This window comes from Halorubrum sp. SS7, from assembly GCF_005435055.1.
Classification (GTDB): Archaea; Halobacteriota; Halobacteria; order Halobacteriales; family Haloferacaceae; genus Halorubrum; species Halorubrum salinarum.
Map to the genome: position 1 here is coordinate 15,312 of NZ_SGXV01000010.1, position 19,285 is coordinate 34,596.

Below are 19,285 nucleotides of genomic sequence, written 5' to 3' on the forward strand. Positions count from 1 at the left end.
GTACGGGCGGTAGCCACCGATCTCTGCGATCAGACAGAGCGAACGCGCGCGACGCATCACTCACCACAACAAAGATACATCATATATTACTGTAACCATAATAATTATATTATTGATTGTGGGTCAATCCCGCGAGACGCTCATCTCCCACCGAATAAGACACAGTCTGCGTCTGGTTCACGTGCTACAAGAGGGACTAGAGGCGGTGTCTAACCGCGAGACGGAGTGGGATACGTGGCCACGCAGGCGTATCCAGCTGAGCAACAATTGCCGCGAGTTGATCCCCCCACCCTCTGTTTCTGCCGTGCTCAATCGATCACCCCCCGTCCCCCCCTTCCCCCAGAGGGGCAGTCGTGAGTCGCGCAACACGTCTCGTCGTCATGGCGTCGACTGGCGACGTGGCGCTTGCCACGTGCCGAACAGCCGGCCACCGAAGGTGGCCCGGCTGTGGACCGCTGACCGAACCACTCTCTTTCGAGTGGTGGCGACGGACTGGTCGCCACCACGGGCGGAACCTCTCACTGATCTGACCACGGTCTCTCACGACCAATCGCCACCATCCACGTCGCCGTTCATCTCACTATCCTGATACAGTCGCAACCGGAGCCAGCCAGCCATCGGCTGGCGTCTGAATGGCTGTTCAGACCGGGGCCGGCAGCCGCCGGCCCCACGGCTGCGACAGAGTGGCCTTCAGGTGTCACCCCGGGTGGCTGACCGTCCGATCACGGTCGGCAGCTGACCCAATCGAGACGGTGGGAGCCGAGGCCTCGCCTCGGCGACCGCCGTCGACGTCGCGTGAGACAGCCGGCGTCGACGCCGGCGACTGACGGTCGAGGTAAGGGGGGTGGAACTCCCCGTTTGTGGATGCCGAGGAAGATCCTCACGGTCCTGATAAGTTGGCCAGTCTCGACCCTCGATAGCCGTCGTCGGTCGGGGACCGATCTCGGGAGGTGAGACCGTCGCCGTACACGGTCCCGTTGCGGTCGAGTTGGTGGTGTCGCCACCGTGGGGCCGACCGGGTGTCGACCCGTCGCGACGAGTCGTCGAGGGTCTCGCCGAGACGACTCAGGCGGTCCCGACTCCCTGGGTGTCCAGCGGGTCTCCGCTGGTCACCGCGACGGCGGATCAGTACCTGGTCGCCGACGTCGATCACGTGGTGAAGCCGGGTCGGATGACCCGGCGTGTGAGGGGTCGAGTCAGTCCGGGTTCCATCCCGGACCTCTCAGGAACCTGAGACAGGGGTCGCAACGGTGACTCAGTGGGTGAGACCGTCACAGAAACACATCGATAGAGGGGTGTGGTAGACACCCCGACTGGTGAGTCGACAGGCGGCGACCCATGGTCGCCGCGTGGTGAGTCACCTGGTGGTGAGACGAGAGGAGACCCCGAGTCCCTTGCGACTACTGGGGTTCCATCGCGTGTCGATCGCGGTGGGATCGATGCTGGTCGTACTGGTGCCATCCCTGTCTCAGATTCGTGAGAGGTCGACCACTGGGAGACCTCGAGGGACGGGGTGTCTCCGACACCCCGCTTGTGGATCCAGAGTGGTGATGTCGCCACCAGCTGGTGCCGGTCTCCCTGTGGGCAGTCCCACCTTCACCCCCTCGGTTCCTCCTGGGAGGTCAGGTGGGATCTGTGCTGAAAGCCAGGGTGGCATCTGAGGCTGTATCAGGTTGGTTATACTTGGCCAAGTGGCCTGAACCCCCCACCCATAGGGGGCAAATAGGGGTCTATGTCTGACGGCAGGGGGTGAATCGGTGGTGTCCTCAAATCGTGAAATAAAATGATTGTCTATTTCCATCCCGAATATGTTAAATTAGCCATTTTCAGCACCCTAAGAGGTTCATTTCTAGTTCTATATGTAGCGGAAGGTCACTCCAGTAAGTACCCCCGTGATTACCCCCCGTGAGTGGTTACCCGTCTTGCGATTTTATACCTGCTCACGGGGGGTTGTTTTCGGAGGATTTGATCCCCCGTGATTACCCCCCGTGATCTCGACGCCTTCTGGTTATTTTCACATATTAGTATTTCCCATACGGCAGATGGCACTTAGAAAACGAAATAAAGTATTCATGGTTGTATGAGTACCCCCCGTGATCTTGCTTCCATCTTGCGATTTTTGAGACCACTCACGAGGGTGTATTCCCTAGAATTGATACCCCCGTGAAGCCGTTCCTTCTGCTTATTTTCATTATATTGTAGCCCCCGTGAATAGTACCATCACTTTGGATGAGTCGCTGCGGGCGAATTCACTTGTTGACCGTGAATCGTGATCCGGGTGATCTACGTGAGTCGAAGTTTACCGAGTTCAGTTTCGGTAGTCAGCCACTCTCTTAACTAGAGGATCTAGTCCGATCTACAACGGCACACTACTCTATCCAATTGCTTATGAAAGACGGAGGAACACAAGTCGTTACTCGTCGGTATCGAATGCCGGAGCGAAACTCAGGAGTCGCTTCCCAAGTTCGGTTAGCCTGTATCCCCACAGAACGCGAGGACGTGAACCGTCGTCAAGTTCTACTTGACTAGAGGTGGCTTCGTAATCAGTGTGGTAGCGGATCTTCGAGGCCAGTCCACCAGCTCCATCAACCGGCTGATGCCCAAGTTTCTCCAACCTCTTTGCCGGCATGTCACCCCTCTTACACAGGTCATACTCGATGATCTTCGCCCATGTGTTGTAGGCTTCGCGCAGGGTCTTCTGGGGGGTGAACTCATCTGTTTCCTTGTCTTTTGTTACACTATCTGTATCAACCTCAACAAACGTGTCGAGGAAAATTTGCGGAAGCGAATCTTCGGTGTCCAGCCGAAGATTGTTGCCCCTGATGAACTCGCCTCCGAGCTGATCAGCAGCTTTCTCTCGCAACGCTTCCGGGGTGGAGCCGGACTGCGTGCTATCCCCGTTCTGGGAGTTGTTGTTATGCCGGTCTTCATCTTGGTACTGCCCCGGCGTGTAACCTGTCTGCTCCTCGATAGCTTCGTAAATCTCGACGTACTCCGACCCTTGGATGAGCGACGGCTCATCCTCGTCGCTGTCCGCCTCCCGCTGAGCATCCAGTCGCTCCTTGACCGTCTCCTCTGCGAGGATGTCGTTGGTCAGTGCGAACCCGACGAGCCCGTCGTACGGGATCGGCGTGTGCTCTGAGACGAGGTTGTGCTTGCGGGCGTACTCCCACAGTTTGAACTTCTCGATGCCGGTCATCTCCTGGCCGGTCACTCCCTGTCGGTCGTCGCGCTCGCCCATGTCGCACAGGGCAAAGTGTCCGAAATTGTATGTTGCTTTGCGCTTGTGGTCGTAGGCGATCAGGTCGCCGCCTTTCCCACCGATGGTGACAAAGTAGTTCTCGCTGTCACCGAAGTGCCCGAGGGGGTTCTTCCCACGCTCTCCCGCGTGGAAACCAAGGTCGCTCATATCCAACTGCCACAGGGGGTTGTGGCTCCCAGTGAGGTCCGTCCAATCCGTCTCGCCGGACGCCACACGCTCCTCCCGCTCGGCCACTTCGTCGGGATCGACTTCGAGCTCGGTCCCACCGTTCCGCGTGGTGTTCCGCTCGGTGGCTGCGGGGTGGTTCCGAGCGTGGATCGTCGGGAGGGTGCCGAACAGACCCAGGGGTGGGTAGACGTGCGCGTCGTCGGCAGCGAGAAGGTCGTCGTACTCGGCGTCCAACGCCTCCTGCGTTCGGACCGGGAGGCGGTGGTGCGCGGCGACATCGGTTATCTCGGCTTCGTCGTCGACGGCGACGAATGGGCGCCGGTAGGGTGGCCGCGTGTCGTTCCACCCGGCGTCCGGCATCGCGCCGACAGTCGCCTCGAGGTCGTTCGCTGGCGGCGCGAACAGACTCGCGGGGTAGAGTCCGTTGGTAGCGGCGGCACCATCGTCCGTGTCGGCAGCTGGGCTTTCCGAGGACGCGAGTGCGTCAGTCCATGCCGGATGGGTAGCCGGTGTCTCACCACTCGTGGGCGTCGGCGCCGCGACTGACTGGCCCCAGACCGCTGGCGGCATCAGCCCAAGCCACCCTTCCGTGAGGTAGTCGTCGAGGTCCCGCTTCTCGTCGCCGAACTGTGGAAGCTCAACGATGTAGACGCTCGTCGGGGAGATGTTTTTTTCCTCGCCGGCGTCGACGTTGTCTTCATCGCCGTCATCCAGACGCTCGTGTAGCCGCGCTGAGAGCGTTTCCCCATCTGGGAGTGGGTCAGACGGATCATCGGTGGCTTCGGGATACACGTCCGCCGCTGCGGCGAGATGACCAGTCTCTGTCTCGGAGTGGTCCGGCGTGGACGCATCAAGCCCGAGTGCGGTTTGGGCCGCGCCCTTCACACCGCTGCCGTGCGGGTCGAGTTCTAGCGCCTCGTTGATGGGGCCACTCCCTGCGGAGTACCCGGCGGGATCAAGCCGTGGGTGGAAGCCGAACGGCACTTCCTCGACACTCAGGGACTCTTTCTCATCAGCCGGTTCGTCCGGGTCGGACGACGGCGCGACCGCAAGTTGGTCGGCCAGTGTTTCGAGCTTCTCTGTCTCGCCGTTCTCGGCGGCCGCAACGAACGCCTCGTGGGTGACTACGTCGTTGCCTGGGAGCGAGTTTTTGGTGAACAACTCCCGAATCGCCATCTGCCGTTCAACGGAGCGCTCCTGTTCGTCCGAGAGGTTCCGCTCGCTGATGGACGCTGGGTCGGCGTCCTGGAGGAAGTACACCGCGGGGATGTCGTACTGATCAACGATGCCCGTGAGCCGCGCTTCATGCTCTTGTTTGAACCGAGTCGTGATCGGGGAGATACAGGGAATCCCGTTCATGTGGGCGCTGATCGCGTCGGGCATCCCCTCAGTCACCACTAACGGCTCGCCCGGCTCGATCGTCCGGAGTCCGTAGATGGGCTCGGAGACGATCGTGTACGGCTTGGTGTGCGCGAGTTTCGCGTACTTGCCGGGCTTCTGGTAGAAGGGCGCATCCTCGGGGTCGTCGGTCCCGTTGACCCCGCTCCAATCTGGGCGGCGCCCGATGAAGTAGGCGACGCGACCCGCTTCGTCACGGTAGGGGAACATGAAGTGCCCCTTGAAGGAACACTCGAGGGGCTCGTACGCATCCTTCTCGCCGTCGTATCCGCGACTACTCTCGTCGGTAGGCTGGGTGTAGTCCACGAACGGACGGCCCTCTTGGTCTTCGCCGCCGACGTCGTCGGGCTCGTGGAAGAGCCCGGTCGCGATCATCGTGTGGTGTTTGAATCCTTCCTCCCAGAGATGCTCGAAGAGGGCAGTCCGGTCGATAGGCGCCCACCCGAGTCCGATGTCGTCGACGACCTCGTCAGTCCACCCACGGGTGTCGGTCGTCTCGAAACGGTAGGGCGTGTCGGCGCTCGGCTCATCACCCGCGAGTTCGTCTACCGTGTCGTGACGGTCAGCTGGGGCCACGCCAGTTTCGGTGTCCGCGGCGTCGGTCTCGACGCTGATCACGTCGGGAGCCGTGTCGGGACTGGTGTAGTATTCGCGTGCCGTCTCCGGTTTGCGGGTGAACCCGTCGCGACCGTCGTTGTACTGGACGAACGGCTCGATCTCGGAGTCGACGTGGGCCGTGAAGAACTCCATGGCTGCTTCGAGACAGGCCTGGATAGCCTTCGGGTCAGGCGTCGGGGAGAGCCGTAGCGAGTCAGGGTCTCGCCCGTGGATCTCGCTGTTGGGCGCAGTTCGGGATTCCTCGTAGTCAGTCTCGTACTTGGCGTAGTCGATCTGGTCCTCGTCGACGTTGACCTCACGGTCGCCAGGGAGCGTCTCGGGAACGTCGGTGTCCCCGGCGTCTTCGGTATCCTCACTCACCGCGTTGTCGGCGTCGTCAGAATCCTCGGTGTCGTTTTCAGAGGGGTCCGGCTCGGTAGCGGGTGTGTCCCCCTCCTCCTCGGGAACGACGGCCGTCATATCGACTTGATTCTCCGGCTGCTCGTCCGCCACAGGGTTCTCCGGGCGCTCGGAGGGGTTCTCAGACGGCTGGGTCGGGACAGCCCCTTGCTGGCGCTGTGCGTCCGCGTCAGCTGGTCCTGTTCCCGGCGGCGTCGTACCGGGATGGCCCGTTGCGGTCGCCTCTGCGGTCGCGTCTACCGTGTCGCGTTCAGGCTGCCCAGAGGTAGGCTGGGAGTCTGGCTGAGTGGTGGCCGGGTCACCACCTGAATCGTCATCGTCGGAATCGTCGTCGGAGTCGTCCGAGTCATGGATGATGGACTCGACGTTGCCGGGGTACGATGAGAGCTCGTACGCCTCGGGTTCTACTTCTGGACCGCGGTCGACTTGCGGATTGTTGAGTTCATACGTAATGATCCCATCAGTTGACGGGATGAGGGCGTTGTGCTCGACACCTAGGTCAGTCGCTTCTTCGACCTGTTCGTCAGTGTAATCGTATGTCTTCTTCAGGTAGCTGCGAAGGAGTGGTCCTTCGAACTCGGGCTGATCATCGTTGAGTGCCGTCTGTTCTTTGAGGTACCGCCAAAACAAGGGAGTTCGGGGGTCGCCAAGTTGGAGTTTTGTTCCAACTTCAGTCACCACACCGGTTTCTACTGCGACACCGATTGCGGCCCGCGCTTGAGGCTTGTCACGGTCTTCGAACGCATCCTGGAAGGTAAGCAGCCGAGCGATACCAAGCGAGCGGTCAAGATCGCCTGCGTTCTCCCAGAGCTCCCGCCAGTGAGAGTAGTTCCGCGCCGTCTCCTCTTCAGCCGGCGTGAGGTAGTTCTCGTAGTTGTCACGCGGGCCAGGGAGGCGGACAGCCTCGCCCGCCTCACCAGCGGGGATGAGCCCGCCAGCGATGATCCCGAGGAGGACGGCGATGTCGGCGTCGTTCCGGTCGAACACCATCTGCTCGACCGCGTAGGGGAGTTTCTCGCGGTGGATCGGCTCGAACCGTTCCACGTTGAACTTGTCCCACACGACGGGCCAGTAGTCGTGTTGCGTCGGCGGGACCGGCTCGAACCGGTCGTTGATCAGGTCCATGTCGAGTTCCACGTCGGAGAAACTCGGCGAGTCGCCGAGTGTGGAAGCGTTGGTGATGTACTCGTCAGGGAGTGCGTCGATGATCTCGCTTTCGTGCGTACTCATGGGTAAGGTAATGTCGTCGGGAGCTGGTTCGTCGGCGTCGTTGAGGAGGTCGATATCTTCGGGATCGATGTCCGCGTCCGGATTGCTGAACGCATCCGCGTCGGCTTCAACAGTGAACCCAGGCCCATCGTCAGACTCGTCGGAGGTCGTCTCGTCGGGAGAGGCTTCGGAGTCAGCCGACGGGCTCGTCTCCGCGGCGTCCGAGTTGTCTGGATCTGCCGGTGGAGTGTCGTCGTCGCCGGAGTCTCCATCGCCCCGGGTGACAGTGAACTCGTCAGAGGACTCTCCAGGGAGGAGCAGCGCGGAGACACCTTCGTATGCGGGCTGGTACTGCTCGTCGATTGCTGGCTCCACCATCTCGTCCGTCAGTTCAGTGATGGTGTCACTGGATGTCGACAAGGCACCCTCCCCCGACTGGCTCTTCGGGAGTTCACTATCCCGGACGCGGGTGAGAACCGGTGTGGCTTCACGGGTGAAACCGACCCGGTCGATCTTGTCTGAGTCGAGTGAGTCAACGTCGTTTTCAGACAACGCTCGTTTGAGTTGCCCAACGGTGTAGCCACCGTCTTCAGGGGTTTCTTGGTCGTGGGCAGCCGACTCTGCGCCCCCGTCGGCCTTGGCTGCTGTGCTGGGTTCCCCGGATGAGGAGTCGGTAAGCGTGTCATCTTTCACCGCGTCGGGGAGACTCGTCTGGAAGATCTCCCATGCGTCGTCAGTCGGACGGTCGACGAACTCTCGCTCGGGGACGAACGGTTCGTAGACCAGTTGCCACTCGTCTTTGAGATCGTCAAGCGTCTGGTAGCGCAGTGGCTCCTCGCCGGCGTAGACAACCCACTCTTGATTGTGCGGGTCGTGACGGGTCCACGCCTCGAAGACGTTCGTCGAACCGTACTTCTCGTCGACGCGGAGGCGCCCCCACTGCTTGCCGCTCGCGATCCCGTCGAAGAGCCGGAGTTCTGAGTCGTCGGTGCGAATCCAGACTGCTTGTTTCCCCTTCGGGATGAGTGCGTGCTTCCGGTCAGTGTCGGACGGGATCCCCAGGTTGAGTTGTTCGGTCGTGTTATAGTAGAGCGTCATCGGCGACCGCTCTTGGATGTCGCCGACGTCGTCCGCACCCTCGTTCGGGAGTATCCGCACCTCGCCGCGGGTAAACTCGGGTGCGGTGAGGATGCTGTGGATACGCGCCCCCGGAACTTGCTTTTTTTCTGGGTGCTCTTCCGGGGTGATGAAGAGGACCTTCTGATCTTGGTTGACCGCCCGAGCGAGGTTCTGGAGCGTCCGGGCGGGCTTCTTGTACGTCGACGTTTCGGCCTCGATCGCGACGACTTGCCCGTCAGAGATGTCGGCAGCAGTTGGGTACTCGTTTTCGAACTCCTCGATTACTTGCTGTGCTCTCGAGGTCTCCACCTGTGTCTTCACCGGGGGATACGCGACGGCGTCGGGGAGTTCTTCGGAGTGTTCCTGCCGGATGATGGAGACCTCCATCCCGACTGCTGAAAGCGACACGAAGGCCCGCCGAAGGGCCTCATTGTGCTTCTCTGTCTCGGGATTCCACTCCTCATCAGCCTGTTCGAGGACATTCCGGATCCCTTGGTCGGTGACGGCCACTTCTGCTTCGGGATCCGAGATACGGACCATTCCCTCCGGTGCGACGTCGGACCGCGTCGGAGACTTCCGACCGCGTTGTTCGTCTTCGTCTTCCTCGTCGTCGGGGCGGGTGACACAGACCGACTCACGGTCAACAAGAATCCCATCAGGGAGATCCTCAAGTGCCGTTCCAGTTCGCTTCTCGAACCCACGGGCGACTTCCTCGACCGTGACGGTGTACCTGTCTGGCGGGTCACTATCCGGCCCGTGGACACAACTCGGGGACGGGTCGATGTCGTCGTAGTCGGGCGACCGAACCGCAAGCGCATCCTGACGGATCTGCTCGGCCCACACCGCTTCCAGGAATGAGCTCTGGATGCCCGCCTCGGAGCCGATGTTCATCAGGGCGTTCTCTGACCCGGACAGATCCTCTTCGAGCGGGTCAACACCGTACTCGGAGAGTTGCTCGGCGATCTCCTCGTGGGCTTCCTCTTTCGTCCGGACCGATGGGTAGTCCGCGAACGTATCGACGGCCATTGGGTCGGACTGGACGGGGCCGTCCTCCTCCATCGTCGTGATGGAGGTGACAGCGGTGTACCGCGGCAACGAGAGGATTGTACTATCGTCGATCTCGTCGTCATCGAACCGCTTGGCGATGAGCCGAGCGTCCTCCGCCTCCTTGACCCCGAACGAGAACATGGTGTTGACGTTCCCGAACAACTGCTTGAGCGTCTGTGGCGCGAACTCCCTGAGCTGGGATGGATTCTGGAGACAGGTCGTGACGCTCATCTTCCCAGAGCGGGCCTTCGAGAGCATCTTGTCGAGGGACATGTTCTCCGACGCGATGTCGTCAAACTCGTCCATGATCGCGAAGAACGGCTCCCGGTCGGCCTCTTCCATCTTCTCGCGCTTACGGATGGTTGCCCACACGCGCCGCATGATACCCGTAGAGACGACTTTCCGGATCTCTTCGGAGCGGAGCGTGTTCCGCACGAGAATGATCTTGCCCTCCTCGACGGCGTCGGAGATGTTGATGGTCCCCTTCCGGTGGGCGACAATGCCCCGCGAGATGGGGTCTTCGACCCAGTCCTGAATCCGACGGAGTACGGGGTCGATCTCCTCTTCATCCATCTCTGCGATTTTCGTCGTGTACTCGTGGATGAAGTCCATCCCCTCCTGGGAGACGACGTTGGCGAACTTCATCCGGCTCTCGTTGTCAGCGAGTACGTAGTACATATCGACGAGCGTGAACTGGCGGCGAGAGCGGATCATCGCCCGGGCGATGTTCATGGTGATCCCCTCCATCTTCGGCCCCCAGTATTCGCCACCACGGAGGACGGCTCGCAGGTCGTCGATGATGGACTCCACCTCGCGGTCGAACTCTTTCTGTGTCTCCGTCGCCCCGGGATCGAGGAAGTTGATGCCAGCCACCTGCTCGAAGTCCTCACTCCCTGGTTCAATCCACACGATGTCGTCCATGCGGTGGTCGGGGAGCTGGGTGATCAAGTCGTCGACGGTGTCACCCTTCGGGTCGATGAACACGAACCCGTAGCCCTTCCGGGCAATCTGGTTCATGAAGATGTTGAGCATCGTTGACTTCCCCTTCCCGGTGGTTCCGAACACGGTCATGTGCTGGAACCACGAGAGATCCTCTAAGCCGACTTCGCGGAAGCCGTCGAGTGGGGTTGTGTCGTATCCCAGCCAGAGGGGCTCGCGCTGGTTCTTCGGCTTGGAGTGATAGTCGACGAGTCGGTCGCGAACGTCGAAGCCGGCGAAGACATCGCCCTCCTCGGCGCCGCCCTCGCCTGAAGCGTACGACCGAACCTCGAAGGGGAACTGGCGGTTGAGCCCCGGCTCGCGCCGGAGCATCACGTCAGTGTCGGCCTGCTCGAAGGTGTAGTTGGAGTGGTGCGAGGGGTTCTGTCGAGCTCGCGTCTGTCGCGACGGAAGATCACCGTCGTCGACGGCCGGCTCACGATCCGGGTGGTTCTCCGTCTTGTCCGGCAGGTTGGGGATGTCGCCCGACTTCGCACCCGCCTCGCTGTCCGAACCAGAGTCAGAGTCATCACTGCCGGGCGGGGGGTCGGTGTCGGCCGCAGTATCCCCGTCGGTCACCGAATCGTCAACGACGGGGTCGATTTCCTCGCCGGCGATCGTAGCGGAGTCGTACTCACCGTGGAGGGGATCAGTAGTGCCCTCGTCGGCTGGGTCGTCTGCCTGCCCGGTGACCGCGGAATCGTTCGGGTCTGTATCGGTAGCCGGTGTGTCCCCGGACACGGTATCGGCATCACCTGACGACTCACTAGACGTTCCCCAGGACTCTTCGGGCGCCGGACCAGTGTCTGCCCCCGGCGTGGTCTCAGAGGGATTCTCAGTCGGATCTGAATCGTCGTCGAGTTCATCAACGGTCTCCTCGGGAGCGAACAGTTCCTCGTGACTCTGTTCGAGGGTCTCGAGATCAACTCCCAACTCTTTCGCTCGGCGCTCTCGGAATTTCCGGATGAGGTTGTCGGCGACGTTCTCGTTGTACTGTTCGTGGATCTGGGTGCGAGTCAACTCGCCTTCGAGGAACTGGTTGTAGACCTCGTTGAACGCACTCTGTTTTTCCGGAGAGTCGACGTCGATCTGCTTTGCTCTGGCCGCGGCCGTGTCTGACTCGTCGGCATCCGCATCTTCATCAGTCTCTGTGGGTGCCGGTTTGGCAGATTCGGGTGCGTCAATCGTCTCCGTCTCGTTGTTTTTGCCGAATCGGTCGGCGAGTGCCCCGAGCCGTTTCGTGAGCGGGCCCGCATCGCCAGGACCGACGCCGGCGTAGTCGGTCTCGCCGCTGTTCGGAAGATAGTCCATCGCGGCGTCTTGGGCGTCGAGGTCGCTCAGGTCCCGTTGGACCTCCATCGAGGGTGGAGCATCTGTTCGCGGCGCCGTGGGCGGCGGTGAACTCCCGACGCCCCGCTGGGTCCAATCGACTTTTTGGAGGTCAATTTCCTCGCCGGGGAGGTGAGCTAACGCTGCTAGTTCCTCAACGGTGTAGGCACCATGGTTGTAGACGAACTCGCGATTGGCAAGATTCGTGAGTTTCCGCAACAGCGACTGGTCGTTATACGTCAATGGCCAGAGCCGCTGGTGGGCGTCGCCATTGTGATACTGGGTGTCGAGGGCCCGGGAGATGGACTTGATGTGGCCTTCCACAGCTTTGGGGCGGGGACCGAACACAGCAAACCGGATATTCACGTAGAACGCTGGATCGTCTTCGACCTGCTGGACCGCATTCGCTGCGGTGCGATCCTGTTCGGATGGGTCTTCGACCGTTGTATGGAAGATGCCGGTGTTCACACGGCCGAATGTGAGGCTCTCGTGAGCCTGATCGATGGAATACTCGTGTGGGAGAAGGCCATCGGTCCAGTTCTCACTGACGGGCGTGAATACGAACTGAACGACTGCGGTATGCGAGTCAGGACCGGCGATTGCCGACAGGAGTGAGCGGTAGGGGTCGTGATCGAGAACGCCCGGTTGGGAGAACGACCGGATTGGAATGTATTTGTAGTCCTTCTTTTCCATCCGGGCCATCGATGCCACATGTCCGGGCTCGACGTTGGTGAAGTAGTTGTCTCCTGGTTTGATCTCACTCGTGGGGTAGAGCCCAGAGAGTTGCTGGCGGAACTCGCGCTCTTCAACGGTGTCCGGGAGACCGACGTAGAAACGGAGTTCTCCATTGGTGAACACGACTTCGAAGCTGTACTTTTTGGGGCGAGTACCCATGCCAGCTTTCTTTTTCAACGGGTGTTGGGTGACGCCCTCTTCGTGGAGACTGGAAATCAGTTCGGTGGCGTACTCAAGCCCATCCTCATTTCGGTCGGGGCGAATTCGTGTGAGTGTTCCTGGGTATGATTCTGCGGCACTGTGAATCGCTTGTGTTGCGCTTTCTGGAAGGCGTTGGGGAGTGACATCGCGATTCTTTTTGTGATACCGATGCCGGACTTGTTTTAGCCAGTCTGGATAGAAGTCGTCCTCCCGATTACTTACTGGAAAGAGTTTGTCGGGCAATCCAGACTTGAAACTCTGTATCCGTCGTAGAATATGTTGAGTATTCATTTCGGTGGAGTGCTGATGGCTTTAGTTGTGAGATAGTTTATTGGATCATATACAGATACTGTCACTACTACTTTTATGTAGCGGAAGGGTCTGAGTTGCGAATATTTTTGAGGTGTATATCACCGTTAAGTAGCCTGTACCAATGGACAATATAACTTACGCCGATCCGAATTGAGGCGAAATCCAATGGACGTATTTAAACCCCAACATTGGAGTCTCTCGGAAAGTGAAATAATTCCGTAGTGGACGAGTTTGGCACAATTAAGTTGGAAATCAAATGACGAGTTTGAGAATTACACTCGCGAGCTAACCTGCCAAGCATCGCTCCCAACTGATCTGAGTCTGACAGGAAGCAAGTGGCGTGCGGTAACCGCGCCGTCAAACATATCCGTTGTCGATCCCCCTCAACCCGGAGCGTGCCCGGATACTCGATGTCGTTTGATTCGTCCCGATTCGCTCCCATATTCACGCGATATTACTGAGGCGTGAAAAGACTCCGTCACACAACTCCTCACACCAGATGGGAGCCAGCTGCTGCGACACTAACACCAGTCACGAAGCCGGTTCCGTGAGCGAGCACATTAGAAAACCGACCAGCTGAGACACCCTCAACAGTGAACATTCCAGCTACCAACGCGGTCAGAACGAATCCACAGGCGCCGACAGTTACAACCGCGTCGTAGTGGGTCGATAGCCATTGCTGAGGAGAGAATCGTCTACGGTTCCATCCAAGGAGGATACCAACGGCCGCTACAGCTAGAATACCGGCAGCCATCAACTCAGTACTCTCGAACGAAATGAAAGGCGACCTGACGGTAGCCCCGGCTAGTCCACTCAGTATGAATGCGAGCGTTGTCACGGTCGAAATCCGCCACGAGTACCACTCTGCCACGACTCCCGCGAGCCCAACAACAAGCAAGCCGCCGAAAGCGCTCACGACGCTCGAAAATCCGAACGCGATCGAATTGGGGCCGACAAGCTCCCATTGCTGATACAGGAACCAATAGTCGACAGCGACCGTGATGAGCGGGCTGATGACGAGGAGACTCCCGTACAACAGCCAGAATAACCGATGTCGGCTCCAGATGGTGTACAGCGCGTAGGCGAGCCCAATCACGACACCATACCAAGCCAAATTCGAGACGAGATGACCGGTACTATCGTGAATCGTCGCTGCCGTCCAAGCGGTGACCAGACTAGGATTGCCGTACGTGAACACAAATTCCGAAGCTAGTCTGCTTGGAAGCCAAAGGTGGACACTAATAAGCACGATAGCAACTCCGAAGAGGGCGACGACATCGCCGTGGTCGCGCTGGTTTTGTGAGAGTAGCTGAGTGTCCGACGCAGTCATCGGTACGTGGCTATCTGATTCGCAGTGGTTCCCTCAAGAGGCTATTGGCTCCAACTCTATCCCGAAAGAGAAGTCCGAAGTTTGTGACTCCTGCTATCGTGTTCCTAACTACAGCGCAAATCCTGAAGAGAGAGTTCCAATCAGGAGGCACCCGGCTCTATAGAGACTGATGGACAGAAATCATGATACTGGCACCCGGTATGCTGCTCTGAGTCCTCTGCGCCGTTGGCCTCCGCTATGCTGGCCATAAACATCGATCTGGAACGCCCGATCGCCATCGATATCAAAGAAAATCGATGTGGAACTGTCCTCAATAGTGTAGATTTCGAGTGTCGTGTTCGGGTTGTCGAGGTTGCTGATTGGACCCTGGGTCGTCGATACAATACCATGGTAGTTGCCAGCCTTGGTGACCTTACAAGCAACAGTGTTAGAATCTAGTAGGAGCTCATCAGCGAGGCGCTCTCGAAAAGCCACTTCATCCTGGTCACGACTGTCGCGGAATGCTTCTGCTAATACGGGGAGTACGACAGCAGCGAATTCATTCGAGTCGATCTCTTCTTCGGCTAGCGCTTATACACTTCGGCACGCCGTTGTTCGCCAAGCCCGTACTCGATAACATCCATCGTTGAGCGTGGCTCAACACGACTAGAGATGATTGACCGCCATGTGCGGTCGAGGGTTTCGAGATCCCCCGCCCACTCTGGATGGTCGTCGTTGCTCACTACCAGACACCATCTCTGGCATTGGTGTTAATTGTGTCCCGGCAAGATCAGAGTGTTCAGTAGGTCACAACGCGCCGCGGGCCAACTCCGTCTATTGGCGGAGTGGTATCCTGTCGCAACGCTGGAGAGGCACATGTACAATTAAGACTAGACCGGGAGGCTCGAAGTGACACTCAAGAGTGCTCAATATCGCGGCAGAAGACGACATCTACTGCCAGAGTGAGATGAGCCTCTTGGACCGGTGTGTTGTGAAACCACCTCAGGAATATTTCTTATACTTCAATCTTAGATCACTAACTTAGATAACTATCTTAGCAAACTAAGATGGACAACATACATAGACATGTGTCTGACGTACGTTTATGTGCTTAGTCTCTGATCTTAAGATATGCTCTCGTACACGGTCTACAGCGAGGCTGGCGGCGTTGGCAAAACGTCGTTGACAGCAAACATCGCGTGTGCGCATGCCCGGGCTGGACTAGATGTACTCGTGATCCCGCTTGACCCACAAGACGGGAATCTGAGTCGGCTATTTGATGTCGACGACGATCGGAGTGATTCGTCCGCCGACAGTCTTGTCCGGCATCTCGTCGATAATCCAGGTGGCGATTTTGATGATCTGATTCGAACAGCAGAGGGCATCGATATCATTCCAGAACACAACACGCTCTCAGACCTCTCGGACCACCTGGCACGCGAGAAGAGCCGCGCAGAGGACTTTGGCGATGCGTACAACATCTATGCGCAGCTCCGGCGTGTGCTCGCTGAAAACGATATCCCTGACCGATATGACGTTCTCATCTGTGACCCGCCAGCAACAGAGTCAGATCACCTCTATAACGCAATTTACGCGACGCGAAACCTCCTCATTCCCTTTGAGCCGTCGGCGAAGGGAGAAGCATCTGTTGAGGGCCTAGAAGAGCTGGCGACGAACTTCGCGAACGAATTGAATATTGACGTCGGCGTCCTTGGTGCGGTCCCGATTGAGTTCAAGGGGACGAAAGACCAGAACGAGATCGTCGAAGAGGTGCCGTTCGAGGTGCCTGAGGTTATCGGCGATCGGACATCGATGATGGAAGGCTGTTGGCGACACCAGTGTAGTGCGTTCGAATTCGTACGAACGCACCGGAGTCGGCGTCGAGATTACGAGGTTGAGACACTGGCCAAGTTCGACCAAATTGCTCGGTTCCTTGAGACGCAGGGCGGAATTACTGCGCCATCACCGCCTGAACCGGGCGCATTGGATGATCCTGAGGAGGTGACTGTCTGATGGGGGGATTCAAAGAAGGCACTGTCAACGGATGGGACGATGAGGAAGAAGAAAGTGATGACGGCGGGCCTGAGTTCGAGGAGGAGACCGTAGATAATGAGGCCGGCAGCCCGGAGGAGCGATCCACCGAAGTGGAGATCGAGACCGGAGCTGACGATACAGTTGAAAGCGGTACGAACAGCACTTCAGCGAGAGAGATCCCCTGGGTTCTCCGGCGAAATAGCATCACTGACGGCCGCGACCAGACGGTCCAGCTTCACCTCCAAGAAGAGACGATGAACGTCCAGCGGAAACAGAAATCCCTCATCGAGGCCCGGCTTGGAGAGAGCGTTCGAAAAGCCGATCTCCGGGAAGCAGCGTTATTGGTCGGACTTCAACACACAGACGATGTCGTTGACGTCCTCCAAGAGTGGGGGTACAATCTGGAATGATATCGCAGTAAGTGGTTTATCCATCCTCCCGCTGATCGCTAGACGGCAGGACGAACGCTACTCTTCTGATGAGAAGATCTCGCTGCCGACATCGGACAGTTCGCTGGCTTCCTTGTGGGCGTACATCTTCGACGTCGTCGATGGATCCTCGTGGCGGAGGACGCGTTGTGCGTCACTGAATCCTGCCTCGTCGTAGTATGCCTCCCCAACACCGCGGCGGGCGCCATGGAGCGTCAGATAATCTTTTGAATCGGCTGAACAATCCACAGCAGCTTCTTGAGAGAGCTTCTTGAGCGTGTACCGGCCGCCCTCAGTGGTTAGCGCCGGTGGCGTAAGGTCTCGCTCGCGGAAGACATCGACGAGATCAGCTGTGCTGAGGCCGGTGACTGTATCAATCGTCTCAGGATCGACTCCGCGGTCCTGAAGCTGGCTCCGTGCGGCCTCTCGCAATGAGGCGAGATGGAACGAAGGGAACACGGGCCACGTCTCAGCAGGCGGGTCTAAGAGCGTCTGCCAACGGTTGAGAGCCCCGACAGGACGGTCAGTCAATGGTGCCTTCTCGACTTTCTGGCTTTTTCCAAGCACTGTCAGGATTTCCTGGTCAGTATCGATGTCTGCCCACGTAATCCCTGTCCGCCGGTCATCGCGACTGGCAGCCAGAACCTCAGCGCCACGGACACCTGAAAATCCGAGTACGTAGACAAGCGCCCGATCACGGGCAGCTGTGAGTGCCTCTCGACTCCGGGGATCCGCATCAATGGCGTCGTGTGCTCGCTCGTCGACGTACGAGACAATGGTCTCACGCTGTTGCTGAGACCAGAACTGTTGTTGCCCAGAATCCGTCGTGGGACGGTCAGGCATTTCGTCTTTCGCCCGGTCGGTGTCTGCCGGATTCTCTGCGATGTACTCCCACTGCTGGCAATAATGGAGGTACGCAGAGACGAGCGAGTAGTAGTTCCACGCGGTAGCGGGTGTGATCCCCTCGGCATCACCGTTCGCCCGTCGAGCATTCACGCGCCGGGCAAGATGGCCAGCGTATCGGGCGAGATGTCGGCTATCGAGCGCCTCCAGAGTGGTAACCCCGCGACTGTCCATCCATTCAATCCAGTCCGGGACGACGCGTTCGAGCGCTTGAACGTAGTTCCCTGAGCGCTGGGCCTCCTCTCCAGCCGAATCAGTCTCGCCGATCGTCTTCGCCTTGGCGTCGAGAAAATCAGGCAATGGATCGTCGAGTGGTGTTTCACCGGTTATTTCCCCGGATTGAGGGCCGTCAGCTGGCGGTGCCATTGATTCAGCTTCACCGACGGCGGCGACCCTCAAAAATCTACTTGTGACTACTCGACTAATCCAAAGTGGATAGAAAAATTTCCAATATTGCCCCGATCACCCGTCTAGCGGCTGATTACGGACAAATGGGCTAGATCCCCCATGCTATAAATTACATATCGCTATACAAAATGTCGCAGTGTGGAAGTTCACAGTTTCGGAGGATAGGCTAGTTTTGGATCGAATCGCCATCAAGTCGTGGTGATTCTCAGCAGTCGGGGATCGATTTTGAATCCTTACTCTCGAACTACCGGACGAGCGTACGAAATTGTGTGGATTTTAGCGCTGCTGAATACGGTTGTCACTCTTGAGCGGCGGACCCAGCGAGAGCTCAGCCGATTAGTCGTGCGGGATCAACGCCGAGGCAACGAGCTCAACACACTCACCCGCAGCAATCACAGGCGCGTAGTCCATTTCCCCGTCGACACCTGCTTTCAGCAGGAAGTCGGTCAGCCGCCAGATATTGTACAAGAGGACCGCGAACACGAAGTAGAACAGGCGAACACGGTAGTCTTTCGAGGAGGTCTTCGCGAGAAAATCACCTTTGATCGATTTGTACCCACTCTCGATCTGCCACCGGCGGCTGTAGCGCTGACAGAATGTCTCGGCTTCCTCGGGACCGATTCGAAGATTCGTCGCGAAGACGGCCGTTCCCTCTCCACTCGTCGACGGCACGTACAGGAGCCGCATTGGATGCGATCCAGATTCCACATGGACAGAAGCCGACTCAACAGCCACCTCTTGGTCGTCTTCCTCCATTTGTTTGAGTATATCCCGTTCAGAGCTGGAGATCCGCTTGGGAATGAGGTAATTCACATCGAGGTTTGAGAGCGTCTGGAACACTTGTATCGAATCGAACTCTCGGTCACAGAGTACTGTCTCGATCGGAACGTGTCTTTTCGCTCGTCGAACGAGTCGCCGAACAGTACGATGGATCTGATTCGACGGGTTGTCGTCCCATCCAGAACTTTCTCGAACCGGTTCCACGGCAAGAACGAGCGGGATATTCTGTCCGATGATCGAGAGCGTTGCGAACTTGAAGGCCCGACTGTCTCTATCCTTCGTACCGCTGACCATCGACATCCCTTCGACATCCCCGTAATAGGGGATAGTCGTGATGTCGATCGCAGCTGTCACCGGCCGACGGAACGATGCTTCGGATTCGATAACCGAAAGCAGCCGATCGGCCACTCTATCGAATCCATCGATCAGTTCCCCTGGCGCAAACTGTTTGATCGTTCTAAGATGCGTATCGCCGTGTGGACTGCTGTCCGAGCCGTGTCGATACTGAAACCGAGCCGCTCCTTGCGGCGTCCCGCAGTTGACCATTCTTTCGATTCGTTTTCTGAGGTTGCCATCGCGTGTGTAATAGCTACGATTTTGCCGGACAAAAGGCTTCTAGCTCCTGATCAACCGTGTCAGATTCTTTGA

6 protein-coding genes and 1 pseudogene are annotated in these 19,285 nt (G+C 58.5%); 2 read left to right on the forward strand and 5 right to left on the reverse strand.

The genetic code is table 11. The features are described 5' to 3' along the window. Positions 1-2,413: 2,413 nt before the first annotated feature. The 3 genes from EXE44_RS10835 to EXE44_RS20220 all read right to left on the reverse strand — a co-directional run bounded on the left by EXE44_RS10835 (position 2,414) and on the right by EXE44_RS20220 (position 14,827). Positions 2,414-12,421: a type IV secretion system DNA-binding domain-containing protein gene (locus EXE44_RS10835; protein WP_158293447.1), complete on the reverse strand. Its 10,008-nt coding sequence runs from the start codon at positions 12,419-12,421 to the stop codon at positions 2,414-2,416. 844 nt (positions 12,422-13,265) lie between these two features. Next, positions 13,266-14,105 carry a hypothetical protein gene (locus EXE44_RS10840; RefSeq protein WP_137717152.1) on the reverse strand — a complete coding sequence of 280 codons (840 nt, stop codon included), beginning with the start codon at positions 14,103-14,105 and terminating at the stop codon, positions 13,266-13,268. Between the two features lie 563 nt (positions 14,106-14,668). Then, a complete protein-coding gene (locus EXE44_RS20220) occupies positions 14,669-14,827 on the reverse strand; it encodes a hypothetical protein (protein ID WP_158293448.1) in 159 nt (52 codons plus the stop codon). Positions 14,828-15,215: 388 nt separating this feature from the next. On the opposite strand from EXE44_RS20220, the gene EXE44_RS10845 reads away from it, so the two are divergent. Together EXE44_RS10845 and EXE44_RS10850 are read left to right on the forward strand one after the other, a co-directional pair. Then, entirely contained in the window at positions 15,216-16,097 is an 882-nt protein-coding gene (locus EXE44_RS10845; protein WP_137706877.1) for a ParA family protein, read from the forward strand. Continuing rightward, on the forward strand, positions 16,097-16,528 hold the full coding sequence (locus tag EXE44_RS10850; RefSeq protein ID WP_137717153.1) for a hypothetical protein: 432 nt from the start codon (positions 16,097-16,099) through the stop codon (positions 16,526-16,528). The genes EXE44_RS10845 and EXE44_RS10850 overlap by 1 nt, the downstream gene beginning before the upstream one ends. A gap of 57 nt (positions 16,529-16,585) precedes the next feature. Here the strand turns inward: EXE44_RS10850 and EXE44_RS10855 are convergent, their stop codons facing one another. Continuing rightward, on the reverse strand, positions 16,586-17,815 hold the full coding sequence (locus EXE44_RS10855; protein ID WP_137717154.1) for a site-specific integrase: 1,230 nt from the start codon (positions 17,813-17,815) through the stop codon (positions 16,586-16,588). Between the two features lie 378 nt (positions 17,816-18,193). After that, a pseudogene (locus tag EXE44_RS10860) lies at positions 18,194-19,183 on the reverse strand (transposase); the annotation flags it as partial. Positions 19,184-19,285 lie beyond the last annotated feature (102 nt).